Origin of the sequence: Curtobacterium sp. PhB115, from assembly GCF_003752025.1 — a bacterium.
GTDB lineage: Bacteria > Actinomycetota > Actinomycetes > Actinomycetales > Microbacteriaceae > Curtobacterium.
The window spans coordinates 12,998-39,565 of the sequence record NZ_RJKR01000010.1; the positions used below are offsets into that span (position 1 = coordinate 12,998).

24 protein-coding genes and 1 pseudogene are annotated in these 26,568 nt (G+C 71.0%); 4 read left to right on the top strand and 21 right to left on the bottom strand.

Annotated elements, in window-relative coordinates; translation table 11 throughout:
- Window positions 1–55: 55 nt before the first annotated feature.
- The 16 genes and pseudogenes from EDF19_RS14320 to hrcA form a co-directional block, all read right to left on the bottom strand.
- Window positions 56–1,441 (bottom strand): glycine--tRNA ligase, encoded by a 1,386-nt coding sequence (locus EDF19_RS14320; RefSeq protein WP_123681555.1) that lies wholly within the window; start codon window positions 1,439–1,441, stop codon window positions 56–58.
- Between the two features lie 119 nt (window positions 1,442–1,560).
- Window positions 1,561–2,358: an isoprenyl transferase gene (locus tag EDF19_RS14325; protein WP_123681556.1), complete on the bottom strand. Its 798-nt coding sequence runs from the start codon at window positions 2,356–2,358 to the stop codon at window positions 1,561–1,563.
- A gap of 155 nt (window positions 2,359–2,513) precedes the next feature.
- Window positions 2,514–3,236: pseudogene (gene recO, locus EDF19_RS14330) on the bottom strand (DNA repair protein RecO); the annotation flags it as partial.
- Window positions 3,237–3,428: 192 nt separating this feature from the next.
- Window positions 3,429–5,204: a 2-isopropylmalate synthase gene (gene leuA / locus EDF19_RS14335; RefSeq protein WP_123681557.1), complete on the bottom strand. Its 1,776-nt coding sequence runs from the start codon at window positions 5,202–5,204 to the stop codon at window positions 3,429–3,431.
- Window positions 5,205–5,822: 618 nt separating this feature from the next.
- On the bottom strand, window positions 5,823–7,223 hold the full coding sequence (locus EDF19_RS14340; RefSeq protein ID WP_123681558.1) for an ABC transporter permease: 1,401 nt from the start codon (window positions 7,221–7,223) through the stop codon (window positions 5,823–5,825).
- Window positions 7,220–7,972: an ABC transporter ATP-binding protein gene (locus EDF19_RS14345; RefSeq protein ID WP_123681559.1), complete on the bottom strand. Its 753-nt coding sequence runs from the start codon at window positions 7,970–7,972 to the stop codon at window positions 7,220–7,222. Before EDF19_RS14345 ends, EDF19_RS14340 begins: the two co-directional genes overlap by 4 nt.
- Window positions 7,973–8,111: 139 nt before the next feature.
- Complete coding sequence (locus tag EDF19_RS14350) at window positions 8,112–8,801, bottom strand: response regulator transcription factor (RefSeq protein WP_123681560.1); 690 nt, start codon at window positions 8,799–8,801, stop codon at window positions 8,112–8,114.
- A complete protein-coding gene (locus EDF19_RS14355; protein ID WP_260217199.1) occupies window positions 8,798–10,135 on the bottom strand; it encodes a sensor histidine kinase in 1,338 nt (445 codons plus the stop codon). Before EDF19_RS14355 ends, EDF19_RS14350 begins: the two co-directional genes overlap by 4 nt.
- Window positions 10,101–11,045 carry a GTPase Era gene (gene era / locus EDF19_RS14360; protein ID WP_123681561.1) on the bottom strand — a complete coding sequence of 315 codons (945 nt, stop codon included), beginning with the start codon at window positions 11,043–11,045 and terminating at the stop codon, window positions 10,101–10,103. The genes EDF19_RS14355 and era overlap by 35 nt, the downstream gene beginning before the upstream one ends.
- Window positions 11,042–12,364 (bottom strand): hemolysin family protein, encoded by a 1,323-nt coding sequence (locus tag EDF19_RS14365; protein WP_123681562.1) that lies wholly within the window; start codon window positions 12,362–12,364, stop codon window positions 11,042–11,044. The genes era and EDF19_RS14365 overlap by 4 nt, the downstream gene beginning before the upstream one ends.
- A 3-nt stretch (window positions 12,365–12,367) precedes the next feature.
- Window positions 12,368–12,829: an rRNA maturation RNase YbeY gene (ybeY, locus tag EDF19_RS14370; protein ID WP_123312898.1), complete on the bottom strand. Its 462-nt coding sequence runs from the start codon at window positions 12,827–12,829 to the stop codon at window positions 12,368–12,370.
- The gene (locus tag EDF19_RS14375) at window positions 12,826–13,887 is read right to left on the bottom strand and encodes a PhoH family protein (protein WP_260217232.1); all 1,062 of its coding nucleotides are present in this window, start codon (window positions 13,885–13,887) and stop codon (window positions 12,826–12,828) included. The genes ybeY and EDF19_RS14375 overlap by 4 nt, the downstream gene beginning before the upstream one ends.
- Before the next feature lie 70 nt (window positions 13,888–13,957).
- Window positions 13,958–14,311 carry a histidine triad nucleotide-binding protein gene (locus tag EDF19_RS14380; RefSeq protein WP_123681563.1) on the bottom strand — a complete coding sequence of 118 codons (354 nt, stop codon included), beginning with the start codon at window positions 14,309–14,311 and terminating at the stop codon, window positions 13,958–13,960.
- A 40-nt stretch (window positions 14,312–14,351) separates the two neighbouring features.
- Complete coding sequence (locus tag EDF19_RS14385) at window positions 14,352–15,089, bottom strand: 16S rRNA (uracil(1498)-N(3))-methyltransferase (RefSeq protein WP_123681564.1); 738 nt, start codon at window positions 15,087–15,089, stop codon at window positions 14,352–14,354.
- Window positions 15,089–16,201, bottom strand: coding sequence for a molecular chaperone DnaJ (dnaJ, locus tag EDF19_RS14390; protein ID WP_123681565.1), 1,113 nt, complete (start codon window positions 16,199–16,201; stop codon window positions 15,089–15,091). The genes EDF19_RS14385 and dnaJ overlap by 1 nt, the downstream gene beginning before the upstream one ends.
- A 42-nt stretch (window positions 16,202–16,243) precedes the next feature.
- Window positions 16,244–17,266 carry a heat-inducible transcriptional repressor HrcA gene (gene hrcA, locus EDF19_RS14395; protein WP_123681566.1) on the bottom strand — a complete coding sequence of 341 codons (1,023 nt, stop codon included), beginning with the start codon at window positions 17,264–17,266 and terminating at the stop codon, window positions 16,244–16,246.
- A gap of 108 nt (window positions 17,267–17,374) precedes the next feature.
- Between hrcA and EDF19_RS14400 the strand changes: the two genes are divergently transcribed.
- Complete coding sequence (locus EDF19_RS14400; RefSeq protein WP_260217204.1) at window positions 17,375–17,782, top strand: DUF4870 domain-containing protein; 408 nt, start codon at window positions 17,375–17,377, stop codon at window positions 17,780–17,782.
- Window positions 17,783–17,790: 8 nt separating this feature from the next.
- Here the strand turns inward: EDF19_RS14400 and hemW are convergent, their stop codons facing one another.
- Window positions 17,791–19,032: a radical SAM family heme chaperone HemW gene (gene hemW / locus EDF19_RS14405; protein WP_123681567.1), complete on the bottom strand. Its 1,242-nt coding sequence runs from the start codon at window positions 19,030–19,032 to the stop codon at window positions 17,791–17,793.
- Between the two features lie 28 nt (window positions 19,033–19,060).
- On the opposite strand from hemW, the gene EDF19_RS14410 reads away from it, so the two are divergent.
- Entirely contained in the window at window positions 19,061–19,753 is a 693-nt protein-coding gene (locus EDF19_RS14410) for an HAD family hydrolase (RefSeq protein ID WP_185022867.1), read from the top strand.
- A 74-nt stretch (window positions 19,754–19,827) separates the two neighbouring features.
- Here the strand turns inward: EDF19_RS14410 and EDF19_RS14415 are convergent, their stop codons facing one another.
- Window positions 19,828–20,475, bottom strand: a complete 648-nt coding sequence (locus EDF19_RS14415; protein ID WP_123681569.1) for a DUF1990 family protein — start codon at window positions 20,473–20,475, stop codon at window positions 19,828–19,830.
- Window positions 20,476–20,588: 113 nt separating this feature from the next.
- Between EDF19_RS14415 and EDF19_RS14420 the strand changes: the two genes are divergently transcribed.
- Window positions 20,589–21,080, top strand: coding sequence for a hypothetical protein (locus EDF19_RS14420; protein WP_123681570.1), 492 nt, complete (start codon window positions 20,589–20,591; stop codon window positions 21,078–21,080).
- Between the two features lie 176 nt (window positions 21,081–21,256).
- Here EDF19_RS14420 and lepA read toward each other — a convergent pair whose 3' ends face one another.
- Both lepA and EDF19_RS14430 read right to left on the bottom strand, forming a co-directional pair.
- Entirely contained in the window at window positions 21,257–23,104 is a 1,848-nt protein-coding gene (lepA, locus tag EDF19_RS14425) for a translation elongation factor 4 (protein WP_123681571.1), read from the bottom strand.
- Between the two features lie 207 nt (window positions 23,105–23,311).
- Window positions 23,312–24,478, bottom strand: a complete 1,167-nt coding sequence (locus EDF19_RS14430) for a pyridoxal phosphate-dependent aminotransferase (RefSeq protein ID WP_123681733.1) — start codon at window positions 24,476–24,478, stop codon at window positions 23,312–23,314.
- A gap of 200 nt (window positions 24,479–24,678) precedes the next feature.
- On the opposite strand from EDF19_RS14430, the gene rpsT reads away from it, so the two are divergent.
- Entirely contained in the window at window positions 24,679–24,939 is a 261-nt protein-coding gene (gene rpsT / locus EDF19_RS14435; protein ID WP_123312910.1) for a 30S ribosomal protein S20, read from the top strand.
- Window positions 24,940–25,205: 266 nt separating this feature from the next.
- Here rpsT and holA read toward each other — a convergent pair whose 3' ends face one another.
- Window positions 25,206–26,225, bottom strand: coding sequence for a DNA polymerase III subunit delta (gene holA, locus EDF19_RS14440; RefSeq protein WP_123681572.1), 1,020 nt, complete (start codon window positions 26,223–26,225; stop codon window positions 25,206–25,208).
- Between the last annotated feature and the right edge of the window lie 343 nt (window positions 26,226–26,568).

Here is a 26,568-nt window from a genome sequence, read left to right on the forward strand (position 1 = left end):
CAGCACCGCGGATCTGCGCGGTGCTGTGTCCGGAACCCGGTTCCTGACCCGCGCCCTACGCGCCGAGCAACCGCTGCGCGAGGTACCCCTGCAGCTGGTCGAGCGAGACGCGCTCCTGCGCCATCGTGTCGCGCTCACGCACCGTGACGGCCTTGTCCTCGAGCGTGTCGAAGTCCACCGTGATGCAGAACGGCGTGCCGATCTCGTCGTGGCGACGGTAGCGGCGACCGATCGCGCCGGCGTCGTCGAAGTCCACGTTCCAGTTCTTCCGCAGGTCGTCGGCGAGGCCACGGGCGACCGGCGACAGCTGCTCGTTGCGGGACAGCGGGAGCACCGCGGCCTTGACCGGGGCCAGGCGCGGGTCGAGCCGCAGGACGGTGCGCTTGTCGACGCCGCCCTTCGCGTTCGGGGCTTCGTCCTCGTGGTAGGCGTCGAGCAGGAAGGCCATCAGCGCGCGGGTCAGGCCGAACGACGGTTCGATGACGAAGGGCACGTACTTCTCGTTCGCGGCCTGGTCGAAGTACCGCAGGTCCTTGCCCGATGCCTCGATGTGGTTCTTCAGGTCGAAGTCGGTGCGGTTCGCGACACCCATCAGCTCGCCCCACTCGGAGCCCTGGAACCCGAAGCGGTACTCGATGTCGGCGGTGGCGTCGGAGTAGTGCGCGCGCTCACCGTCCGGCACGTCGAAGCGGCGCAGGTTCTCGGGGTCGATACCGAGGTCCGTGTACCAGGCGATCGAGTCGGCGATCCACTGCTCGTAGTGCTCGTCGGCGTCGGCCGGCGGGACGAAGTACTCGATCTCCATCTGCTCGAACTCGCGCGTGCGGAAGATGAAGTTGCCGGGCGTGATCTCGTTGCGGAACGCCTTGCCGACCTGGCCGATGCCGAACGGGGGCTTCATGCGGCTGGTGGTGACGACCTGCGCGAAGTCGACGAAGATGCCCTGCGCGGTCTCGGGGCGGAGGAAGTTCAGGCCCTCTTCCGACTCGACCGGGCCGAGGTAGGTCTTGAGCATGCCGGAGAACTCGCGGGGCTCGGTCCACTGGCCGCGGGTGCCGCAGTTCGAGCAGGCGATCTCGGCCATGCCGCCCTCGGGCGCGCGGCCCTTCTTCGCCTCGAACGCCTCGATCAGGTGGTCTTCGCGGAAGCGGTGGTGGCAGTGCAGGCACTCGACGAGCGGGTCGGTGAAGGTGGCGACGTGGCCGGAGGCCTCCCACACCTTGCGGGGCAGGATGACGGCGGAGTCGAGGCCCACCATGTCGCCGCGGCCGCGGACGAACCGCTGCCACCACTGCCGCTTGATGTTCTCCTTCAGCTCCACGCCGAGGGGCCCGTAGTCCCACGCGGAGCGGGATCCGCCGTAGATCTCCCCCGACTGGAAGACGAAGCCGCGGCCCTTGGCCAGGGCGATGACGCTGTCGAGACGGGAGGGCTGTGCCAAAGGGTGCTCCAGAGGTCGCCGAGCTGGGTGCTCGGTGCGGAAACGGTCCGGGCAAGACTACCGGCGATCGCCGGCCCGTCGGACGGGAGGCGCGGCGCGGTTCCGCCCTGCAGCAACCGTCAGGCCGTCGGTGCGTCCACGGCCCCGCCGTAGCGTCGGTCGCGGCGCGCGTACTCCTCGATCGCTCCCCACAGATCGGTGCGGCGGAAGTCCGGCCAGAGCCGGTCGAGGAACACCATCTCGGCGTACGCGGACTGCCACAGCAGGAAGTTCGACGTCCGCTGCTCCCCCGAACTGCGGAGGAACAGGTCGACGTCCGGCATCTCGGGCACGTAGAGCCGCTTCGCGAGGGCCTTCTCGGTGACCTGGCTCGGCTTCAGGCGACCGGCGGCGACGTCCTCCGCCATCCCCCGCACCGCGTCGACGATCTCGTTCCGGCCGCCGTAGTTGACGCACATCGTCAGGGTGAGCACGTCGTTGCCGGCGGTCATCCGCTCGGCGTGCTCGAGCTCGTCGATGACGCTCCGCCAGAGCCGCGGACGCCGGCCAGCCCAGCGCACCCGCACGCCCCACTCGTTCAGCTGGTCGCGCCGACGTCGGATGACGTCGCGGTTGAACCCCATCAGGAACCGGACCTCTTCCGGGGAGCGCTTCCAGTTCTCGGTCGAGAACGCGTACGCCGAGATGTGCTTGACCCCGATCTGGATGCCGCCGGCGACGACGTCGAGCAACGAGGCCTCGCCGGCCTTGTGCCCCTCGATCCGCGTGAGCCCGCGGCCGTTCGCCCAGCGCCCGTTGCCGTCCATCACGATCGCCACGTGCTCCGGCACGAACCGGGCCGGGATCGCCGGGGGCGTCTCGCCGGTCCAGTCGATCGGGCGGAACGGCTCGGCGTCGTCGTGGCGGCGGGGGCTCATGCGGTGGGGGCTCCTTCGGCGGCGGGATCGTGGTCGGCGTCGGCGGCTGCGTCGGCGTCGGCGGGGTCGGGCACGGCGGGTGCCGGGGTGGAGGCGACCGCTCGAGCCGTCGCCTCGGGTCCGTCGTGGGTCGCCGGCACGGGCAGCGGGTGCTCCGAGCGGTCGACGTGCGGCAGGGACCGGAGCGATCGTTCCAGGTGCCACTGGGCGTAGGCGGCGACCACGCCGGACGCCCGGGAACGCGTCCGCTCGTCGGTGGCGTCGACGCTCGCCCAGTCGCCCGCGAGCAGCGAGCCGAGCACCGCGAGGGTCGCCGGGTCGAGCCGCGGCGTGCCGGGAGGCGCCGCACGGTCCGCGACGACCCCGCCGAGCTGCACCACGAAGGCGGAGTGCGGACCGGGCTCCCCCGTCACCGCACAGTCGTTGAACGAGGGCGCCCAACCGGCGATGCTCATCGCGCGGAGCAGGTAGGAGTCGAGCGTGGCGCTGGAGTGGTGCTCACCGCGGGACAGCGACCGGAGCGCACCGACGAGCAGCAGGTACTGCTGGAGTCCAGCGTCCGCCTCGCTCAGTCGGTCCGCGGTCTCGACCATCGCACTCGCGGCCGTGTAGGCGCCGTAGTCCGCGACGATCTGCGCCCCGTACGCGCCGAGCGACTCGGCCTGGGTGACGATGTCGAGCGAGCGGCCCTCGTAGAACTGGGCGTCGACGACCATGAACGGTTCGAGCCGGCTGCCGAACTTCGACGCGGTCCGCCGCACGCCCTTCGCCACGGCCCGGATCTTGCCGTGCTGGCGGGAGAGCATCGTGACGATGCGGTCGGCTTCACCGAGCTTGTGGGTGCGCAACACGACGCACTCGTCCCGGTACAGCGGCATGTCCCCAGTATCCCCCGCCCCGCCGACACCCGCGTGCGCGGCGATCGCACCACGCGACGTGGACGTGCGCACAGACGGGAGGCGCGGTGCGGGTCGGACCCGCACCGCGCCTCCCGGCGGTGTCGCGTTCTCAGGCCGCGCCTCCCGGCGGTGTCGCGTTCTCAGGCCGCGCCTCCCGGCGGTGTCGCGTTCTCAGGCCGAGACGAGCTCCGGCGCGTCGGCTCCGGCAGCAGCACCGGCGCGCACCGCGCGGTTCACCGCGGACACGATCGCCTTGAGCGAGGCCGTCGAGATGTCGGCGTCGATGCCGACGCCCCAGAGCCGGACACCGTCGACGTCGAGCTCGACGTAGGACGCAGCCTTGGCATCACCCGAGGCGCTCATGGTGTGCTCCGAGTAGTCGTACAGCGTGACCTGGACGCCCTGCTCGGCGAGGACCTTGAGGAACGCGTCGATCGGACCGGTGCCGACGGCGTCGGCGGTCACCGAGCCCTCGTCGACGCGGAGCGCGACCGACAGCGAGGTCGTGCCCGCGAAGTCGCTCGACGTCGCCGTCTTCGTGAGCTCGTAGCGGCCCCACTTCTCGTCCTCCGCCGTGGCGGGCAGGTACTCGTCCTGGAACACGTCCCAGATGCGCTGCGACGAGAACTCGCCGCCCTCGGTGTCGGTGTGCCGCTGCACGACGCCGGAGAACTCGATCTGCAGCTTGCGGGGCAGGTCGAGGGCGTGGTCGGTCTTGAGCAGGTAGGCCACGCCGCCCTTGCCGGACTGCGAGTTCACGCGGATCACGGCCTCGTACGACCGGCCGATGTCCTTCGGGTCGACGGGCAGGTACGGCACCGCCCACTCGATCTCGTCGATGTCCTTGCCCGCCGCTGCCGCCTTGGCCTTCATCGCGTCGAAGCCCTTGTTGATGGCGTCCTGGTGCGAACCGCTGAACGCCGTGTAGACGAGGTCACCCGCCCACGGCTGGCGCTCCGGCACCGGCAGCTGGTTGCAGTACTCCACCGTGCGCTTGATCTGGTCGATGTCCGCGAACGAGATCTCCGGGTCGATGCCCTGCGTGAAGAGGTTCATGCCGAGGGCGACGAGGTCGACGTTGCCGGTGCGCTCACCGTTGCCGAACAGGCAGCCCTCGATGCGGTCGGCGCCGGCCATGTAGCCGAGCTCCGCGGCGGCGACGGCGGTGCCGCGGTCGTTGTGCGGGTGCAGCGACAGGATGACGTCCTGCCGGTGCGCGAGGTTGCGCGACATCCACTCGATCGAGTCGGCGTAGACGTTCGGCGTCGCCATCTCGACCGTGGCGGGCAGGTTGATGATGACCTTGCGGTCGGGGGTCGGCTCGAAGACCTCGAGCACGGCGTTGCAGATCTCGAGCGCGACCTCGAGCTCGGTGCCCGTGTAGGACTCCGGCGAGTACTCGTAGTAGATCGTGGTGTCGTGCTGCAGCGTGGCCTCGGCCGCCTTGCAGAGCTTCGCACCGGCGACCGCGATGTCCACGACGCCCTGCACGTCGGTGCGGAAGACCACCTCGCGCTGCACGATCGACGTCGAGTTGTACAGGTGGACGATGGCCTGCTTCGCCCCGTCGATCGCCTCGTAGGTGCGCTGGATGAGGTGCTCGCGCGCCTGCGTCAGCACCTGGATCGTGACGTCGTCGGGGATCGCGCCCTCGTCGATCAGGGACCGGACGAAGTCGAAGTCGGTCTGCGAGGCGCTCGGGAACCCGACCTCGATCTCCTTGTAGCCCATCCGGACGAGGAGGTCGAACATCGCGCGCTTCCGCTCGGCGTCCATCGGGTCGATGAGTGCCTGGTTGCCGTCACGCAGGTCGACGGCGCACCAGCGCGGGGCCTTCTCGATGCGCTTCGTCGGCCAGGTCCGGTCCGGCAGCTCGACCGAGATCTGCTCGTGGAAGGGGACGTACTTGTGGATCGGCATCCCGGAGGGCTGCTGCGTGTTCTGCATCGTTCGTCGCTTTCGTCGCGTGTTCGTGTGCTCTGGTGAGTGCGGCCACGACGGACTCCGCGACGAGGTGGGCCGTTGTGTCAGGCCTCGTCGCGGCAGCGAAGGAGGAGGAGTGCCGAGTACATCGAGTCCACGGTAGCACCGGCGGGCTGCTGTGTGACAAGCCCGTCGGTGGGTGAGGGCCCGAGTGGTCACGACATGCCGCCGGTCGAACGCCGAGTGGTCACGAACTGTCGCCCCCGACGCCTCTGGACGACGGTTTGCGACCACTCGGCGGACATGAGCGGCGCGGCGCGGGGCGCGGGCCAGCGTGGCGGGCGGACGGGGCAGCGCGGCGGGCGCGGCGCGGAAGGCGCGGCGCGGGGCGCGGGCCAGCGTGGCGGGCGGACGGGGCAGCGCGGCAGGCGCGGCACGCGCGGCGAGGCGCGGCACGCGCGGCGGGCGCGGCACGCGCGGCGGGCGCGGCAGGCGCGGCGGGCGCGCGCACGACGGACGAGAGGCGCGGGGCGGAGTGGGCAGGGGCGCGGCGGTGGGCGCGCGCGCACGACGGACGGGAGGCGCGGTGCCAGCTGGTACCGCGCCTCCCGTCCGGGTCGTGGTCGCGACCAGGGCGCCCCGTCAGTCGACCGCGAGGGCCTCCGTCGGCGGGACGCGCATCGCGCGCCGAACCGGCGCGATCGTCGCGACGACCGCGAGCACGAGGGCGCCGACCACCACGATGCCGATGGTGAGCGGCGGCAGCACCGGCGTGACCGGGGTGCCGAGCGACCCGAGCAGCGTCTGCCCGCCGGCCCAGCCGTAGAAGGTGCCGAGCACGAGCCCGGTGACGACGGCGGCGACGACCATCTGCACTGCCTCGGTGACGATCATCCGACGGACCTGCGCCCCGGTGAGGCCGAGCACGCGCAGCAGCCCGAGCTCACGCCGACGCTGCAGCACCCCGAGAGCGAGGGCGTTCACCACGCCGACGGCGGCGATCACGGCCGAGAACCCGACGATCACACTGACGACGGCGTTCAGCTGGACGAAGAAGTCCCGCTGCTGCTGGACCATCTCCGTCGTCATCCGGCCCTGGCCCATCCGCTGGAGCTGCACTTCGAGCACGTGCTGCATGATGCCGAGCGCCACCGCGAAGGTCACGAGCAGGGTCACGCCGATGACGAGTCCGATCGTCGCGCGGGACGACCGGCCGGGAGCACGCATCGCGTTGCGCCCGGCGAGCAGGACCACCGGGTCGCGGGACCCGATCCGGCCGATGAGCTGGAGCACCGGCGGCATCACGATCGTGGCGCCGACGGCGACCCCGGCGAACGAGACGAAGCCGCCGAGCGCCGCGGGCAACACGGCCAGGGGCGACGCGGCGCTGACTGCCAGCCCGAGCACCAGCAGGAGCCCGCCGCCCGCCATCAGCACGATCGACCAGACCGTGCGTGCCCTGCCCGAGCGGACGTCCTCGTGGCTCGGCTCGACGTTCGAAGCGAGCGCCTGCAGCGGGGTCACGGTCAGGACGCGGCGTGAACCGGCGGCGAAGGCTCCGCAAGTCGCGAGGACGACGGCGATCACGGGGAGCACGAGCTCCCACGGGACGAGTGTGTAGCTGGCGGCCGGTAGGAACCCGTTGCCGCGGAGGACCGTCACGAACACCGCGGACAGCCCGGTGCCGACCACAGCGCCGATGAGGCCACCGAGCACCCCGACGGCCAGGCCGGTCCGGGTGATCCTGGCGCGGAGCGACGAACCGGTGGCACCGACGAGCCGCTGCAGCGCGATGATCCGGGTCTGGCCGGCGATGAGCGTCGCGCACGTGTTCGCGGTGACGATGGCACCGACGTACAGCGCGATGCCGAGGAAGAGCCACCCGACGACCGACAGGATCGCCTTGACCGGGCCGAGGTCGGCGTAGCCCGTGGCACCGAGTGCCTCGGTGACGATCCCCGGCGCGATGACGAGCGCCGACCCGAAGGTGGTGCCGAGCGCGGCGACCAGGACGGTGGGGGCGAAGGCGCGGATGCCGTTCACGCTGCAGCCTCCATCCCGAGCATCGTGGTGGAGATCGCCCCGGCGTCCATGGCCGGGCGGTCGGCGACGACCCGGCCGTCGGCGAGGAACAGGATCCGGTCGGCGTTGGCGGCTGCCACCGGGTCGTGGGTGACCATCACGACGCTCTGTCCCCACTCCTGCACGGCCCCGCGGAGGATCGCGAGGACGTCGCGCCCGGTCCGGGAGTCGAGCGCGCCGGTCGGTTCGTCGGCGACGACGACGGCTGGCCGCGACGCGAGTGCACGGGCGATCGCGACCCGCTGCTGCTGTCCGCCCGAGAGCTGGTGCGGCCGGTGGCTCAGGCGGTCACCGAGTCCGAGCATGTCGACGAGCCGGTCGATCCACGCGCTCTGCTCCCGCGAGGGCTTCTGCCCACCGAGCAGGAACGGCAGCCGGACGTTTTCGCTGACGTCGAGTGTCGGCACGAGGTTGAACGACTGGAACACGAAGCCGAGGCGCTGCCGCCGCAGTTCGGTGAGCTCCTTGTCCCCGAGCCCGGTGATGTCGACGCCGTCGATCTCGATCCGCCCCGCCGACACCGCGTCGAGTCCGGCCGCGACGTGCATGAGCGTCGACTTGCCCGAGCCGGAGGGGCCCATCACCGCCGTGAACTCCCCCGCGCCGATGTCGACGCTGACGTCGTCGAGGGCGGTCACCCGGCGCGCAGCGGCACCGTAGTGCTTGGACACGTGGTCGAGTCGGATGATCGGAGCGTGGCTGTTGGTCATGCACCAACGATGGCTGCCGGGAGGCCCGTCCCGCGTCCGCCGCGTGGCTCCTGTGGATGGTCCGCTCGGCTCGGTTCGCTGTGGAGGAGTCATCCCATCGGATGACGCGGACCCCGCCGGCGCCGCCGGAGCGTTCCGCTCACTCGGCCTTCGTGACCAGTCCGTGTTCGTGCGCGAAGACCACCAGCCGGACGCGGTCCCGGAGTCCGAGCTTCGTCAGGACCCGCGAGATGTGGGTCTTCACGGTCGCCTCGCTGACGTACTCGTGCTGCGCGATCTCACCGTTGCTGAACCCCCGCGCGGCGAGGTCGAAGATCTCGCGCTCCCTCGGGGTGAGGTCGTCGAACGACGCCGGCACCGACGCCGCCTGTTCGCGTGCGTCGTCGTAGCGCCGCAGGAGCTCCCGGGTCGCGGACGCCGCGAACACCGCCGTCCCCGCGTGCACGGTGCGGACCGCGGCGAGCAGGAACTCGGGGTCGGCGTCCTTCAGCACGAAGCCGCTCGCACCGGCTCGGATCGCCTTCGCCGCAGCCTCGTCGAAGTCGAACGTGGTGAGCACGAGGACCTTCGCGCCGTCGGTCCCGGACTGCTCGACGATGTGCGCGGTCGCGGTGATGCCGTCCATCACCGGCATCCGGACGTCCATCAGCACCACGTCGGGACGCGTGCGCCGGACGAGTTCGACGCCCTCGGCTCCGTCGCCGGCCTCTCCGACGAACTGCAGGTCGGGCTGGGAGTCGATGAGCATCCGGATGCCGGTGCGGAACAGTGCCTGGTCGTCGACGAGCGCGACGCGGATCCGGGTCTCGGCGGGCTGGGACGTGGTCATCGTTCGGTGCGCTCCTGCTGGATCGAGGTGATGCGGTCGCGGGGCATCTGCCCGCTCGCGGGGACCGCCGGCATCCGGACGGCGACGGCGAAGTCGTCCCCGCGGACCCCGGCCGTCATGGTGCCGCCGGTCATCGTCGCGCGCTCGCGCATCCCGACCAGCCCGTGTCCGGTCCCCGGGCCGCGCAGGCCGTCGTCGGCGCGGCGGTTCACCACGGCGATCTCGACGGTGTCGGGCCGGTACGTCAGCGTCGTGTGCACCGGTGTGCCCGGCTCGCCGTGCTTGTACGCGTTCGTCAGGCTCTCCTGGACGATCCGGTACACGGCGAGCTGGGTCGTCGTCGGCAGGCCGGACGGGTCCCCTTCGCGCTCGACCCGGACGTCGAGGCCGACCGCACGCATCTCGGTGACGAGCCGCTCGATGTCGTCGATCTCCGGTGTCGGGACGATGCCCTGCTCGTGCCGGAGTGCACCGAGGAGTTCCCGGACGTCACCGAGGGCACGGCGGGCTGTGGTCGAGATCGTCCCGAGGGCCTGGTCGGCGACGGCGGGGTCCGCCTTCAGCGCGTACCGGGCGCCGTCCGCCTGGGCGATCACGACCGCGAGCGAGTGCGCGACGATGTCGTGCATGTCCCGCGCGATCCGCACGCGTTCCTGCTCGACGGCGACCGCCCGGTCCGCACGTGCGGCGTCGCGCTCGGCGAGCAGCTGGGCCTCGCGGCTCATGCTCGCCGAACGGCGGGTGCGGATGACGAGTCCCGCGAGCCACGGCAGCAGCAACAGCAGCAGGACGACCGCGAAGTACGCGAAGGTGACCTGGATCGACTCCTGCGCCGGCGAGGACCCGGTGTCGATCGTCAAGCGGTTCCGGTAGTCGTCGATGCCGAGGTAGAGCGCTGCGGTCACCGACCCCACGATCGCGGACAGCAGGCCCGCGAGGCGGACCCGTCGGCTGCCGTAGGCGCTCGTGGTGAACAGCACCCCGGCGACGAAGACGTTCGACAGGTCGGGCACCTGGCCGGTGACCATCTCGAAGACCGCGAACAGCCATGCCACGGTCAGGGCCAGGCCGGGCGAGAGCCGACGGAGCGCGAGCGCGCCGGTCATCCCCACGACCGTGACGATCGACAGCGGCGAGTCCATCCCGCGGGCGGACGCGAACAGCACCAGGGCACCGAGCACGACCGCGAGGACGACGTCGGTCACCACCTGCGCGCGGAGCATCGGACGGAACACGCGTCCACGGTACGGCGAACCGTTCACCCGCGCGTCCGCCGCCCGGATGACACGACGCTCGTGATCAGAAGCCGAGGCGTCCGAGCTGCTTCGGGTCACGCTGCCACTCCTTGGCGACCTTCACGCGGATGTTCAGGTACACGTGGCGTCCGCCGAGCAGCGACTCGATCTCGACGCGAGCCCGGGAGCCGACGTCCTTCAGGCGTTCGCCCTTGTGTCCGATGACGATCGCCTTCTGGCTGTCGCGCTCGACGAACAGGTTCGCGAAGATCCGGAGCGGCCCGTCGGCGTCGTCGTCCTCGTCCGGTTCGACGATGTCCTCGATGACCACGGCGAGCGAGTGCGGCAGCTCGTCGCGGACGCCCTCGAGTGCCGCTTCGCGGATGAGCTCGCTGATCCGTTCCTCATCCGTCTCCTCGGTCACGGCGGACGAGTCGTAGAGCTGCGGCGACTCCGGCAGCATCGACGTGATCTCGCCGAGCAGGTCCTCCAGCTGGAGCCCGCGGGTACCCGAGGTGGGCACGATGGCGTCCCATTCGCGGAGCTTCGAGACGGCGAGCAGCTGCTCACCGACCTTGTCCTTCGCGGTGCGGTCGATCTTCGTCACGATCGCGATCTTCTTCGCACGCGGGTACTGGTCGAGCGTGTCGTTGATGAACCGGTCGCCGGGCCCGATCGGCTCGTTCGCCGGGACGCAGAAGCCGATCACGTCGACGTCGCCGAGCGTGGACTGCACGAGGTCGTTCAGCCGCTCGCCCAGGAGCGTGCGTGGCCGGTGGACACCGGGGGTGTCGACGATGATGACCTGGCCGTCGGGGCGGTGCACGATGCCGCGGATCGCCCGGCGGGTCGTCTGCGGCTTCGACGAGGTGATCGCCACCTTCTCACCGACGAGGGCGTTCGTCAGCGTGGACTTCCCGACGTTCGGGCGCCCCACGAACGAGACGAAACCCGCACGGTAGGGCTTGCCGGAGTCGCCGCCGGTGGGGGTGGTGTCGGAGTCGGTCATGCGTGCGGGTTTCCCGTCGTGGTGGGTGCGGCGTCGGCGAAGGCGTCCTCGACGCCGGCGAGGGCGTCGGTGCGTTCGGCGAGCACGGTGATGAGGTGGCGGCGCTTGCCCTCGACACGGTCGGCGGTCAGGACGACCCCCGACACCGTGACGGTGTCGCCGGAGACGGCGAGGTGCCCGAGCTCCTTGGTGAGGAGACCGCCGGCGGTGTCGACGTCGTCGTCGTCGAGCTCGATGCCGAACAGGTCGCCCAGTTCGTCCACCGGCAGGCGTGCGGAGATGCGCCACAGCCCCGGCTCGACCTCGACGCGGTCGACCACGGCGCGGTCGTACTCGTCGGAGATGTCACCGACGAGCTCCTCGATGAGGTCCTCCATCGTGACGAGTCCGGCGACGCCGCCGTACTCGTCCACCACGAGGACCAGGTGGTTCTTCGCGACCTGCATGTGGCGCAGGGTGTCATCGGCGGGCTTCGACTCCGGCACGAACTCGGCCGGACGCAGCAGCCGGGTGACCCGTTCGCTGCCGGAGCCCGGGCGCTCGTACAGCGCTCGCGACACGTCGCGCAGGTACAGGACACCGAGGACGTCGTCGCTGTCCTTGCCGGTGACGGGCATGCGGGAGACCCCGGCCGCGAGGAACTGCTCCATGCCTGCGGACAGGGTGTCGTCGCCGTCGACGGTGAGCATGTCGGTGCGGGGCACCATGACCTCGCGCACCAGGGTGTCGCTGAACTCGAACACCGAGTGGATGAGCTCACGGTCCTCGTCCTCGAGCACGTTGCTCTCGGTCGCCTCGTCGACGAGCGAGAGCAGCTGTTCCTCGCTCGACACCGTGGAGGCGCTCCGGCCACGGCCCGGGGTCACCCGGTCACCGATCCTGACGAGGAGCCCGGCGAGCGGCCCGAGCACGATCCGGACGCCGCGGACGAGTCCACCGGTCGCACCGAGGAGCCGCTCGGCGTGGGCACGGCCGACGCTCCGGGGACTCGACCCGACCAGGACGAAGGAGACCGCCGTCATGATCGCGGCGGAGACGACGAGCGCCACCCACCAGCTGTCGAACGCACGGACCAGGGCGACGGTGACGAGCACTGCCGCAGCCGTCTCGGCGAGGACCCGGAAGAAGTTCAGGGCGTTGACGTGCGCCCCGACGTCGTCGGCGATGGCCTCGAGTGCACGGCGGCGCTTGTTGCCCCGCGCGATCTCGTCGAGGTCGGCTCGGGACACCACGGAGAGCGCGGCGTCGCTCGCGGCGAGGAGCCCGCCGAGGACGACGAGGACCAGCGCGACCGCGATGAGTCCGACGACGACGAGCATCGGCTACCGTCCCCGGCGCTGGGCCGCGAACGCCGTCAGGATCTCGCCCTGCAGGCCGAACATCTCGGCCTTCTCGTCGGGTTCGGCGTGGTCGAAGCCGAGCAGGTGCAGGATGCCGTGGCAGGTCAGCAGGAGCATCTCGTCGGTGCTCGAGTGTCCGGCGGTCTTCGCCTGTTCCTCGGCGACCTGCGGGCACAGCACGATGTCCCCGAGCAGCCCGGCGGGCGTGGGGTCGTCCTCGGTGCCCGGTCGGAGCTCGTCCATCGGGAAGCTCAGGACGTCGGTCGGGCCCGGCTCGTCCATCCAGCGCACGTGGAGCTGTTCCATCGCGCCCTCGTCCACGAGCACGATCGCCAGCTCGGCGTCGGCGTGGACGTGCATGGCGTCGAGCGCGAAGGCGGCGAGGCGCTGGATCGCTGCCTCGTCGACCTCGACACCGGACTCGTTGTTGAGCTCGATGCTCACCGGTTGCCTCCTCGGGCGTCGTTCTGGGGGTACGGGGACCGCTGGCGGTCCTGCGGCGGCCGGCCGCGGCGCTCGGCGCGGTTGACGCCGTCCGGGTTGCCGGCGGGCGCGGTGCCGCGGCCGCCCGGACGGTGACCGGCCTGCTCGGCGAGGCGCTCCTCGTCGTAGACCGTGTAGGCGTCGACGATGCGTCCGACCAGCGTGTGGCGGACGACGTCCTCGCTGCCGAGACGGGCGAAGTGGATGTCGTCCACGTCCTCGAGGATGCGCGTCACGAGCCGGAGTCCGGAGACGTTGCCGGGCAGGTCGACCTGGGTGATGTCGCCCGTGACGACCATCTTCGAGCCGAAGCCGAGACGGGTCAGGAACATCTTCATCTGCTCGGGGGTGGTGTTCTGCGCTTCGTCGAGCACGACGAACGACTCGTTGAGCGTCCGGCCGCGCATGTACGCCAGCGGTGCGACCTCGACCGTGCCCGCAGCCAGCAGCTTCGGGACGAGCTCGGGGTCCATCATCTCGTTGAGGGCGTCGTAGAGGGGCCGCAGGTACGGGTCGATCTTGTCGGTGAGCGTGCCGGGCAGGAAGCCGAGCCGCTCGCCGGCCTCGACCGCGGGACGCGTCAGGATGATCCGGGTGACCTCACGCCGCTGCAGCGCCTGCACGGCCTTCGCCATCGCGAGGTACGTCTTGCCGGTACCGGCCGGGCCGATGCCGAACGTGATCGTGTTCTCGTCGATCGCGTCGACGTATGCGCGCTGCCCGTCGGTCTTCGGGCGAACGGACTTGCCGCGGCTCGAGACGATCGGCGTGCCGAAGGTGTCCGACGGCTTCCGGTCGTCGTCGAGGATCCGTGCGGACATCGGGATGTCGGACGGCCCGATGTCCTGGCCGCGCTTGACCATGCCGACGAGTTCGTCGACGAGCGCCTTCGCCCGTGCGACGTCGCGTTCCGGCCCGGTCAGTGTGACCTCGTTGCCGCGGACCACGACGCGGACGCCGGTGTACTGCCGCTCGACGGTCTTGAGGAGGCGGTCCTGGGGGCCGAGCAGCTGGACCATCGCGATCCCGTCGACCTGGATCGCGACGGAGACGACCTGCTCGTCGTCGGTGGTGGGCTGTGCTGGTTCGTTAGCCGGCAAGGTTCCCTTCCTGCAGATCTCCTGCGAGTACGTGCGCGTGCACGTGGAAAACGGTCTGACCGGCGGCTTCGCCGGTGTTGAAGACGAGACGGAACTGGCCGCCGGCGCGCTCGTCGGCGATGCGCTGCGCGGTGGCGACCACGTGGGCGAGGAGGTCGGGGTCACCGGCCGCGAGTTCGGCGACGTTCGCGTACTGCTCGGTCTTGGGGACGACGAGCACGTGGACGGGGGCCTTCGGCGCGATGTCCTCGATCGCGATCACACGGTCGTCCTCGGCGACGACGGTCGCCGGGATCTCGCGCGCGATGATCTTCGTGAAGACGCTGGGCGTGCTGGTGCTCATGACTCCATCGTAGAACGCACGACCGACCGTGGGTCTTCCCTCACCATCGCCCGAGTCGGGCCTGCAGGATCGCCAGTGCGGCGGGCCCGGCGGTCGAGGTCCGGAGGACGCTGTCACCGAGGCGGACCCGGACGGCGCCGGCGGCCTCGAGCCGGTCGAGCTCCGCACCGTCGATCCCGCCCTCGGGCCCGACCACGAGGACGATCTCGTCGACGTCGGCCGGCGGCTCCCAGGTCGCGAGCCGCACCGTCGCGGTGGGCTCGAGCAGCAGCACGGCGACGCGCTCTCGGGCGCCGGCGGCGAGCTGGGCCGCCGTGACGAGCGGTCCGACGGACGGTACCCGGGAGCGGATCGCCTGCTTGGCGGCCTCGTGCACGATCGCGCCCCAGCGGGCACGGCCCTTCTCGACCTTCGGTCCGTCCCACCGGGAGACGCTCCGCGACGCCGCCCACGGGATGACCTGGTCGACGCCGATCTCGGTGGCCGCCTGGACCGCCATCTCGTCGCGACCGCCCTTGGCGAGGGCCTGCACCAACGTGAGCGACGGCGTCGGTGCTGGATCGACCGACACCGACGCCACGAGGAGCTCGAGGGCGTCACGACCCACGCTCGTCACGGACCCGGTCACGACCGTGCCGCGACCGTCCGCGATGCGCAGGACCTCGCCGACCCGGACCCGGGAGACCGACACCGCGTGCCGGCCCTCGGCGCCGTCGAGCGACACGAGGTCGCCGACGGTCACGCCCTCGAGCGAGTCGACGAGGTAGAGCGACGCCATCAGAAGTTGAAGAAACGGTCGCGGAGCTTGCCGAACATGCCCTGCTGGAACCGGGCGAGCTGCGGCTGCTGCGCCTTGTGCGACTTCGCGAGCTGCTCGACGAGCTGGCGCTCCTTGTGGGAGAGCTTCGTCGGGGTGACCACCTGCACGCCGACCCGGAGGTCACCGCGGCCGTTCCCGCGCAGCTTCGTGATGCCGCGGTCCTTGATGACGAGGACGTCGGCGCTCTGCACACCCGGGCGGATCTCGAGCTCGACCGGGCCGTCGAGCCCGTCGATCGTGGTGGTCGTGCCGAGGACGGCATCGGTCATCGCGACCTCGAGCGTGGCGAGCAGGTCGTCGCCGTCACGGCTGAAGACGTCGTCGTGGCGCACCCGGATCTCGAGGTACAGGTCACCGGAGGGCCCGCCGGCCGGGCCGACTTCGCCCTGACCCGGCATCTGCAGCCGCAGGCCCGAGTCGACACCGGCGGGGACGTCCACCGGCACCGTGCGGCGGGCACGGACACGGCCCTGACCCTGGCAGGTCGGGCACGGGTTCGGGATGACGGTGCCGTAGCCGCGGCAGGTGCCGCACGGTGCGCTCGTCACGACGTTGCCGAGGAGCGAGCGGACCTGGCGCTGGATGTGCCCGGAGCCGCCGCAGATGTCGCAGGTGCGGGGGCTGGTGCCGGGCGCGCAGCAGGAACCGTTGCACGTCTCGCAGAGCACGGCCGTGTCGACCTCGACGTCCTTGTGGGTGCCGAAGACGACCTCGTCGAGGTCGACCTCGATGCGGAGCAGGGCGTCCTGCCCACGCTCGGCACGGCTGCGGGGACCGTTGCCCCGGCCGCCACCGCCGCCGCCACCGAAGAACGCGTCGAAGATGTCGCTGAACCCGCCGGCGCCACCGCCGAACGGGCTGTCGGCCTGCGGACCGGCGTCGTAACGGCGCCGCTGCTCGGGGTCGCTCAGCACGTCGTACGCGTGCGTCACGTCCTTGAAGCGCTCGGCGGCTTCGGGCGCGGGGTTCACGTCCGGGTGGAGCTCACGCGCCAGTCGGCGGTAGGCCTTCTTGATGTCGGCATCGGAGGCGTCTCGCTGGACGCCGAGGACGTCGTAGTGGTCTGCCACGTATCCCTCAGTCGGTTGGGTTCGGTCGGTCGGTCAGGTCGGTCAGTGTTCGCCCAGGAGCTTGGACAGGTAGCGTGCGACGGCGCGGACGGCCGCCATGTTCGTGCCGTAGTCCATCCGGGTCGGTCCGAGGACACCCAGTCGGGCGACCTCGCCGCCACCGGCGAGGTACCCGCCGGCGACGATGCTGGTGGCGTCGAGTCCGTACTCGGCGTTCTCGACGCCGATGCTCGCCGCCACCGCGATGTCGTCCACCTGCATCTCCCCGAACAACCGGAGCAGGGTGACTTGTTCCTCGATCGCCTCGAGCACCGGGAAGAGGCCGCCGGAGAAGTCCTGCTCGCTCTTCGCGAGGTTCGCGGCCCCCGCCATCAGCAGGCGGTCCTGGCGGTTCGCGGCGACCTGCTCGATGAGGGTCGCGACGACGACGCCGGCGAGCGGTTGGGCCCCGGGTCGGAGCTGCTGCGGCACCGCGCGGAGCGCCGTCGCGACGTCCTGCAGCAGGAGTCCGACCGACGCGCCGTTCACCACCGTGCGGAGTTCGTTCAGGGACGGCTCGTCGAGGGCCACGTCGGTCTCGACGACCCGCTGCTCCACCCGGGCGGTGTCGGTGATCAGGACCACCATGAGTCGGTTGTCCCCGAGGCGGACGAGCTCGATGTGCTGCACCCGTGCCCGCACCATCGACGGGTACTGGACGAGGGCGACCTGGTTCGTGAGCTGGCTGAGGAGCCGGACGGTGCGCCCGAGGACCTCGTCGAGGTCGTTCGGGGCGCCGAGGAAGGTCTCGATCGCGTGCCGCTGGGCGCTGGAGAGCGGTCGGGCGGCAGCGAGGTGGTCGACGAAGAGCCGGTAGCCCTTGTCCGTCGGGACCCGGCCGGACGAGGTGTGCGGCGCGACGATGAGCTGCTCGTCCTCGAGCAGGGCCATGTCGTTGCGGATCGTGGCGGCGCTGACCCCGAACGCGTGCCGCTCGACGATGGTCTTCGACCCGACGGGCTCACGGGAGGCCACGTAGTCGCGCACGATCGCCTTCAGGACCTCGAGGCTGCGTTCACTGACCACGCGGGCTCCTTCCTGGTCGATCTGGCACTCGGACGTGTCGACTGCTGATCCTACGCCCGACCACCGTCAGCTCGGGACTTCGGACCGAGCGGCCGCTACGCTTCGCCCATGACCTACGGACAGCAGCCCGGCGGCCCCCAGCACCCCGGCGGACCGCAGTACCCCGGCGGGTACACGCCCCCGAAGCCGATGAGCCCCGAGGACCAGCGGCTCTGGGCCACGCTGACCCACATCGGCGGCATCTTCTTCAACTTCGTCGCCCCGCTCGTCGCCTACCTGGTGCTGCGCGACCGCGGCGGGTTCATCCGGGAGCACACCCGCGCCGCGCTGAACTTCCACATCACGATGGCGATCGCGTACGTCGTGTCCGGGATCCTCACGATCGTGCTGATCGGCCTGTTCCTGCTGCCCGCGATCGCCATCGTGACGATCGTCTTCGGCATCCTGGCGGCCGTCGCGGCGAACAGCGGGCAGTTCTACCGCTACCCGCTCACGATCGAGTTCATCAAGCAGTAGTCACCCGCTCAGTCGAGCAGCTCCCGCACCACCGCGTCGGCGAGCAGGCGCCCCTGCAGGGTCAGGTCGATGCGTCCCCGCACCGCGGCCGAGCCGTCCACGAGACCACGTGCGATGAGTCCCGCGACCCGGCCACGGGCCTCCTGGCGGATCTCGTTCGTCGCGAGCTCTCCACGGACGCGAGCCGCGAGGAGCAGCCGTTCGACGTAGCGCGTCTCGTCGTCGATGACCTCGCGGCCGGCGGCCGGCGACTCGCCGGACAGCACCCGGTTCGCGTACGCGGCTGGGTGCTTCACGTTCCACCAGCGGGTGCCGGCGACGGCGGAGTGGGCGCCGGGACCGACGCCCCACCAGTCGTGGCCCTTCCAGTAGGACAGGTTGTGCCGGCTCGCGTGCGCGGAGCCGCGCGCCCAGTTCGACACCTCGTACCAGGAGTACCCGGCGTCTCCGAGGACCTGGTCGGCGAGCTCGTACATGTCCGCGGCGAGGTCGTCGTCCGGAGCCGGCAGCTCTCCACGGGCGACCATGCGGCCCATCGCGGTGCCGTCCTCGACGATGAGTGAGTACGCGGAGACGTGGTCGGGTTCGCAGGCGAGTGCGGCGTCGAGGGACGTGCGCCAGTCGGCGAGGGACTCCCCCGGCGTCGAGTAGATGAGGTCGAGCGAGACGTCGAGGCCCTGCTGCTTCGCGAGGTCGACCACGACCGGCACCCGGAGCGGATCGTGCGTGCGGTCGAGCGTCGCGAGGACGTGCGGCACGGCCGACTGCATGCCGTAGCTGATCCGGTTGAAGCCACCTTCGCGCAGCGTCTGCAACGAGGACGCGTCGACCGAGTCCGGGTTCGCCTCGGTCGTGACCTCGGCGCCGGGCAGGATCCCCCAGGTGTCGTCGATCGCGCGCAGGATCATCACGAGGTCGGACGCGGGCAGCATCGTCGGGGTGCCGCCGCCGAAGAACACGGTCGACACCGGCCGACGCGGGACCCCGGAGCGGTCGAGGACCGTCGCCGCCCACTCGATCTCACGCACGGCGTGTCCGGCGTAGTCGTCGCGGCGCACACCGCGGAGCTCGGACGCCGTGTAGGTGTTGAAGTCGCAGTAGCCGCAGCGCACCCGGCAGAACGGCACGTGCACGTAGACGCCGAAGGGGACGTCTGCCGGGTCGGAGCCAGCGGCGGAGCCCGCCGCCGCTCGCGGCGCGATCAGCCCGTCAGCGGGAGCCGGATCGGCGATCGGGAGAGCACTCGGCATGGAGTCCATTCTCCGTCATGATGGAGACATGGAGCACCACCCCGTCCCCACCACGGTCCTGTGGGACATCGACGGCACCCTCGTGATGAACGCGTCGTCCCCGGGCAACCTGTACCACCTCGCCCTCGAGCGGGCGGTGGGCCGCGACCTCACGCTGCGGGTCGGCCACCAGCACGGGCGGACCGACGCCGGGCTCATCGCCGAGCACGTCCGCGCGCACGCCTTCGAGGACACCATCATCCCCACCGTGAGCGGACACCTGCGCGACCTCACGACGGAACGGCACGAGTCCGGCGACCACCGCAGCCCGGTCCCCGGCGCGAAGGCGCTGCTCACCCGCTTCGCCGAACTGGGCTGGCGGAACGGACTGCTGACCGGCAACTCCGAGTACCGCGCCCGGGTGAAGCTCACCGGCGCCGGGTTCGACGCCGAGGTGTTCGACTGGGAGCACTCCTACTTCGGCGACACCGAGGTCGACCGGGCCGGGGTCACCGCACGGGCCGCTGCAGGACTCGCCGGCACTCGCGCGGTCATCGTCGGCGACACCCCGCGCGACGGCGAGGCAGCGGACGCCGCGGGCATCCCGTTCCTCGCGGTGGCGACCGGGGTCTACGACGTGGACGAACTCCGGGCGACGAACGCCGTCACGGTGGCCCGGGACTGCCAGCAGGACGCCGCCCTCATCGAGGACGCGATCGCCGCGCTGCCGCCCCTGCGCTAGTCCCCGCGCTGCGGCCCCTGCGCTAGTCCCCGCGCTGCGGCCCCTGCGCTAGTCGCCGCGCTGCCGCCCCTGCGCTAGTCCCCGCGCAACGCCGCCAGGTACTTCTCCGCCATCACCTTCTGCTGCCGACGCACCAGCGGTGCGACGAACTGCCACTTCCGGCTCGACGGCTGCGAGAACTGCCGGATCTGCAGCCACACCGACCCGTCGGAGGTGCGCTCGATCACGAAGGACTCCTCGCCGGAGAGCGGGTGCCCCTCGAGCGTGCCGTAGGCGAAGCCCTTCCGGTCGTGCTCGTCGATGATCGAGACGACGCGGACCGGGGCGAGCACGGTCTGCCCGAACGCGTGCATCGTGAGCGTCGCGCTCGTGCCCGCGGTCACCAGCGGGGTGCCGTCCGGCGCGAACTTCTCGACCCGGGGCGTCCCGATGGACGCCGGTGCGATCGGGACACCGTCGTCGTCGAAGGTCACCGGGTTGTACCGGACCTCGTCGTCGTCGGGCTGCTCCTCGACCTGCACGCGGATGCCGCTGCGCTCCTGGATCTGCCAGGTCAGCGCCTGCGTCACCGCGGTCTCGAACCGCTGGTCGCCGTGACCGATGCGCGAGCGCGACTCGGAGGGGGTGAACCCCTCCGGCGGGTACGTCATGAGGTCCGACGCCTGGGTCGCCCCCACGGCGCCGTACGTCAGGGCGGTCCGGTAGCTCCCGCGGATGCTCATGCGGCAATGCTACTTGGGCGTGCCCCGTCGGATCGAACCGAGCGGTCGTCCGGTTTCCGCGCGCCCCGAACTGGAGGCCCGACACCCGCCCGCCACGCCGCTATCGTCGGCTCGTGCCCCGCTCCACCCCCTCACCCCGGCAGTCGGTCGACCGTCGGACCGCGGCGTTCGCCGTGCTCACGCTCGTCGCCTTCGGCGCCGCGGCCTCAGCACGGGTCCTGGTCGACGTGACGACGGCGAGCATCGGCTCGTCGGCGCGCTCCGTCGCCGTGCCGGCCGCGCAGTGGGACGCGTTCGACACCGCCAACGTGATCGCCGGCGTCGGTGCGTGCTGCGCGGGGGCCGGTGTCCTGCTGTTCGGCGCCACCCTGGTCGTCGCGGTCCGTCGGCACCGTGCGGCTCGGCTGCCGCACCTGCTCGCCGTCGTGACGCTCACGATGGTCGTCGGCGCCGTGGCGGCCGGGATCACTGCGGGCGCCCAGGACGACTTCGACGCTGCTGCCGGCTGGACCATCCTGCGGACCGCACTGGCGGGACTGGCCGCGGCGAGCCTCCCGGCCCTCTGCCTGGCCGCCCTGCGGACCCGCGCCGCGCGCCTCCGCTGACGGTGCCGACGGGCCGCCGTCGCCGACGGCCGCCGGCGCCGACGGCCCGGACGAACCTTCGCGCCCAGCGACACTTCACGGCCGCCTCCGCGCGTGCGGTGTCGCTCAGCGCGAAACGTCGGCACCCGCCGCGGCGCGGGCTCCTTCTTCTTCCCGGGCTACTTCTGCTTCTCGGGCTACTTCTTCTTCTCTTCGACGTCGCCGGAGAGGGCTGCGATGAAGGCTTCCTGCGGGACCTCGACCCGGCCGATGGTCTTCATGCGCTTCTTGCCCTCCTTCTGCTTCTCGAGGAGCTTGCGCTTGCGGGTGATGTCACCGCCGTAGCACTTCGCCAGGACGTCCTTGCGCATCGCGCGGATGCTCTCGCGGGCGATGATCCGCGCACCGATGGCCGCCTGGATCGGGACCTCGAACTGCTGACGCGGGATGAGCTTGCGCAGGCGCTCGGTCATCAGCGTGCCGTAGGCGTACGCCTTGTCGCGGTGCACGATCGCACTGAACGCGTCGACCTGGTCGCCCTGCAGCAGGATGTCAACCTTCACGAGGTCGGCCGCCTGGTCCCCGATCGGTTCGTAGTCGAGCGACGCGTAGCCCTGCGTCTTGCTCTTCAGCTGGTCGAAGAAGTCGAACACGATCTCGCCGAGGGGCATCTCGTAGCGGATCTCGACGCGGTCCTCGCCGAGGTACTCCATGCCGAGCAGGGAGCCACGGCGCGACTGGCACAGTTCCATGATCGCGCCGACGTAGTCCTTCGGGGCGAGGACGGCAGCACGGACCATCGGCTCGCGGACCTCGACGATGCGGCCGCCGGGGAACTCGGACGGGTTCGTGACCTCGGTGACGGAGTTGTCCTCGTTCGTGACCTCGTAGATCACGCTGGGCGCGGTCGTGATGAGGTCGAGGCCGAACTCGCGGGACAGCCGCTCGGTGATGATCTCGAGGTGCAGCAGGCCGAGGAACCCGCAGCGGAAGCCGAACCCGAGCGCCACGGACGTCTCGGGCTCGTAGACCAGGGCCGCATCGGAGAGCTTGAGCTTGTCGAGCGCGTCGCGGAGGTCCGGGTAGTCCGACCCGTCGATCGGGTACAGGCCGGAGAACACCATCGGCTTCGGGTCCGTGTAGCCGGGCAGGGCGTCGGTCGCGGGCTTCTGCGCGCTCGTGACCGTGTCGCCGACCTTGGACTGGCGGACGTCCTTCACGCCGGTGATGAGGTAGCCGACCTCGCCGACGGAGAGCCCCTTCGTCGGGATCGGCTCGGGGCTCGACACCCCGATCTCGAGGATCTCGTGCGTCGACTTGGTCGACATCATCTGGACCTTCTCGCGCGGCTTGATGGAGCCGTCGATCATCCGGATGTACGTCACCACGCCGCGGTAGCTGTCGTAGACCGAGTCGAAGATCATCGCGCGGGGCGCGGCCTCGACGTCGCCGACCGGGGCGGGCACGCGGCGGACCACGAGGTCGAGGAGCTCGGGGACGCCGACGCCGGTCTTGCCGGAGACGCGCAGGACGTCCTCCGGCTTGCCACCGATGAGCTGGGCCAGTTCGGCCGCGTACTTCTCGGGCTCGGCCGCCGGCAGGTCGATCTTGTTGAGGACCGGGATGATCTCGAGGTCGTTCTCGAGCGCCAGATACAGGTTCGCGAGCGTCTGGGCCTCGATGCCCTGTGCGGCGTCGACGAGCAGGATCGCGCCCTCGCACGCAGCGAGGGACCGGGAGACCTCGTACGAGAAGTCGACGTGCCCGGGGGTGTCGATCATGTTCAACGCGAAGGTCTCACCGTCGAGTTCCCACGGCATGCGGACGGCCTGCGACTTGATCGTGATGCCGCGCTCGCGCTCGATGTCCATGCGGTCGAGGTACTGCGCACGCATCGCGCGCTCCTCGACGACGCCGGTCATCTGCAGCATGCGGTCGGCCAGCGTGGACTTGCCGTGGTCGATGTGCGCGATGATGCAGAAGTTGCGGATCGCGTCGGCCGGGGTCGCGGCGGGCTCGAGCGGAGCAGATGCTTGTGGGCTCACGGTTCCTCAGGTGGGTCGGACGGTCGGACAAGTCTCCCACGGTTGCGTGCGGGCGTCGCGCAGATGTGCGGGTCCGTCCCCACCGTGCGGCGTTCCGGTCACGGTGCGAGGTGCTGGACCTCGCACGGTGACCGGAACCGGGCACGGAACGCGACCAGACCTCGCACGGTGCGATGCCCTGCGGACGCGGGGCGGGCCTCCAGGCCGTCAGACGGAGGCGTGCACCGGCGCCGGCAGTGCGCCCAGGCCGCGCCGCAGGTCGTCCGGGGTGGCGGCCAGGCAGACGCGGATCCAGCCCTCGCCGGTGCGGCCGAAGGCGCTGCCCGGGGCGACCGCGACGCCGTCGCGCTGCAGGAAGGCGAGCGCCCACGCGGCGACGTCCCCGTCGGCGGCGTGCGACACGTCGATCCAGAGGTAGAACGCCCCGCGCGGGTCGAGGTAGCGGAATCCAGCAGCGTCCAGGACCTCCTTCGCGACCTCGAGGTTCGCGCGGTAGTGCTCCCGGGCGTCACGCACCGCGGAGTGGTCCCCCACGATCGCCGCCAGCGCCGCGTACTGGTCCGGCTCGGCGACGCAGCTGATCATGGCCTCCTGCGTGGTGCGCATCGTCGGCCCGAGCCCCTTCGGCGTGACGAGGTACCCGACGCGCACGCCCGTCATCGCGTACGTCTTGCTCAGCGAGAACGCGGAGAAGACCCGGTCGTCCTCGTCCAGCGCGGCCAGGCTGACGTGCCGGGTGCCGTAGGTGAAGTACTCGTAGACCTCGTCGCTGATCACCCACAGGTCGTGCCGCTTCGCGAAGGCGAGCAGCGCGCGGAGGGTGTCCTCGCCGAACACCGAACCGAGCGGGTTCGACGGCGAGTTCACCACGAGGACCCGAGTGCGCTCGGTGACGCTCGCCTCGAGGGCCTCGAGGTCGGGCTCGAACCCGTGCTGCGGTTCGAGCCGGTACGGCACCGGGGTCGCGCCGATGATGTGGGCGTTCATCGTGAAGGTCGTGTAGCCCGGGTCCGGCACCAGGACCTCGTCACCAGGGCTCAGCGTCAGCGTCATCGCCTGGAACAGTGCCTGCGTCGCACCGATCGTCATCCAGATCTGCTCGAGGTCGACCTCGATCCGGTTCTCGCGGCGCAGCTTGTCGCGGACCGCCTCGCGGAGGGGTGCGATGCCACCGTTCGGCGTGTAGTCGGTGCGGTCCTCGGTCCACGCCCGGCGCGCGGCGTCGCCGATGTGCGGCGCGACCGCGACGTCCGGTTCACCGATCACGAGCATCGTCACGTCGGTGCCGCTCGAGCGCATCAGGGCGGCCTGCTCGAAGACCCTCCGGATGCCGGAGGCGGGCACGGTGTCGATCCGAGGTGCGAGGGATGGCATGTCCGTCACCGTATCCGGTGCATGTTGCCGCGAGATCACGCCGATCCGGCGGTGTTTCGTGCTTTGGTGGCAGGCCGTTCGCCTGGTAATGTTGGTGGCTGGCTTGCGCGTTCCCCGCCCACGGGTGGAACGCGATGCGACCGAGGGCCCCTCTACCCCGCGGTCGCGCCCACCCGTACGAGACGAAGCAGGAGCTACACATGGCGAACATCAAGTCGCAGATCAAGCGCATCAAGACCAACCTCAAGGCGACCGAGCGCAACAAGGCGTACAAGTCGGAGCTCAAGACGTTCATCCGTCACACCAACGAGGCCGTTGCCGCTGGCGACAAGGACAAGGCCGTTGCCGCCCTGGCCACCGCGTCGAAGAAGCTCGACAAGGCCGTGAGCAAGGGTGTCATCCACCGCAACCAGGCCGCGAACCGCAAGTCGGCCATCGCGAAGAAGGTTGCTTCGCTCTGATCTCCTGAGCGCAGCACGAAGGCCCCGCACCGTTGGTGCGGGGCCTTCGTCGTGTGCGGGTGCGCGGCGCGCGCGCGCGGGCGCGGCGCGGGGCGGGCGGGGGCGGCGCGGGCGCGGCGCGGACGCGCTTCGTGAGCAGAAATGGTCGGGTAGCGGGGCCGCACTCGACCATTTCTGCTCACCAAGTGGCGCGGCACGAGGGGCGCGGGGCGCGCGGCGCGGCACGGCACGTGGGCGCGGGGCGCGGCCGGGAGGCTCGGGTCGGCTCAGCGAGACTCGCCGCGACGGGCGATGGTGCGGACCATGACCTCAAGCGCGTAGTGCGCGTCGCGGGAGCCACCCTTCACCGCGGTGTCCGCCTCGGCGATGCTGGTGATCGCGTTGGCCAGTCCCGCCTCACTCCATGCCGCGACGTCACGCTGGGCGCGCTGCACCTGCCACGGTGCCATGCCGAGCGCGGAGGCTGCCTGCCCGCTCGGCCCGCGGAAGGCACTGACCTTCGCCATCGTGCGGATCTTGCTCGCGAACGCGGCGACGATCGGCACCGGCGCCTCTCCCGTGGCGAGGGCGTGCCGCAGCTCGACGATCGCCGGGGCCGATCGGCCGGCCAGGGCGATGTCGGCCACCTTGAACGCGTTCGTCTCGACCCGGCCGCCGTAGTACTTGTCGACGACCTTGTCGGTGATCTCCTGCGCTTCGTCGGCGAGGAGCTGCCGGCACGCCGCAGCGAGCTCGGCCAGGTCGTCCGCGAACGCCGCGACGAGAGTGCGAACGGCGGAAGGGGCGATCTTGCGGCGCGCGGCGCGGAACTCCGCGTTCACGAAGTCGATGCGGTCGGTCTCCCGCTTGAGCTCGTCGCAGAGGACCTCGACCCCACCGCCGACGCCGCTGCGGATCGTGTCGAGCAGCTTCTTGCCGCGGACGCCGCCGCCGTGCCGGAGCACCAACGTGACGTCGTCCGCCGGGGCCTGCAGGTACGAGATCGTCTCGGTGATGAACGCGTCGGTGCACTTCTCGACGTTGGTGACCCGGACGAGTCGGGGCTCGCCGAAGAGCGACGGGCTCGCGAGGGTCGCCAGCACCCCGGGTGCGTACTGGTCGGCTTCGAGGTCGTGGACCTCGAGCGCGGGGTCCTCGCCCACCAGGAGGTCCTTGAGCACCCCCCTGGCACGGTCGGCCAGGAACGCTTCGGGCCCGGTGATGAGCACGACGGGAGCCGGGCGGATCCCCGACCAGGGGACCTGGTCGATCTTCGCTGCGGCGCGCGCGGGCTTCTTGGCGGGCATGCGGTCCTTCCGGTGGTGCCGGCCCGGACGGTGCCGGGTCGAGTGGTGCTCCGACGATCCTACGGGCGGCCACCGACGGCGCGCGCTCCGTCCACACCTCCAGGTCGTCGGCGCCCGCACGACCCACCACGACGGTGCCGCGTTCGTCCGTCCGGAACGACGTGGTCCCCGACGACCCGAGCATCGCCATGGCCGACGGCGTCGGGTGTCCGTAGGTGTTGTCCGCACCGACGCCGATGAGTCCGACGCGTGCCGCGAGCTGTCGGTAGAGCAGTGGGTCCTGGTCGGCGGAGCCGTGGTGGGAGACCTTCACGACGTCGACGGGCCCGGTCGGCAGTCCGCC